The following is a 562-nucleotide window of genomic DNA, read 5'->3' on the forward strand; positions in this document are numbered from 1 at the left end:
ACACCAGCGCCGCCACCGACTCCTTCCCCAACCCCAACCGAGGCCCCAGCCACCGGAAGAACGGCCCCGCCGCCAGGTAGTACAGCCACGGCACCACCGCGGCCACCAACAGCGATGGCACGAACTCCAGCCGGTGCATCACCCGCAACACCAACGCCGGCAGCGCCACGTACAGCACGAACGTGTTGAACGGCCCCGCCGAGCCCTCGGGGAACTTCCCACTGCGCCGGGCCAACACCCCCAGCACCAGACACGTCCCCAACAACCCGATGACCTGACTCATGACGCCCGCGCCTTCCCGCGCCGCCGCTGCCCTGCGCGCGGCGAACGTGACTCCTGTTTCCCGACCACCACCCCACCTCCCGACAACAACGCGCGCTCGCGCTGGATGAGCTCCGCCAGGAAGTCCAACACCGCCCGCACCCGCGCGTTCTGCTGCAGGTCCGCGTGGACCACCAGCCAGATGTCACGCCGCAGCGCCACCACCGGCGGCAACACCCGCCGCAAGCCTGGCGTCTGGTCCCCCTGCAGACACGGCATCAACCCCAGCCCCAGTCCTGTC

The 562-nt window shown here is 70.1% G+C and carries 2 pseudogenes; both read right to left on the reverse strand.

The features are described 5' to 3' along the window. Positions 1–283 (reverse strand): annotated as a pseudogene (locus tag HUW62_RS47660) (AEC family transporter); the annotation flags it as partial. Next, a pseudogene (locus tag HUW62_RS47665) lies at positions 280–562 on the reverse strand (hypothetical protein); the annotation flags it as partial. The pseudogenes HUW62_RS47660 and HUW62_RS47665, both read right to left, overlap by 4 nt.

It is taken from the genome of Myxococcus sp. AM011, assembly GCF_013372595.1.
GTDB classification, from domain to species: domain Bacteria; phylum Myxococcota; class Myxococcia; order Myxococcales; family Myxococcaceae; genus Myxococcus; species Myxococcus eversor.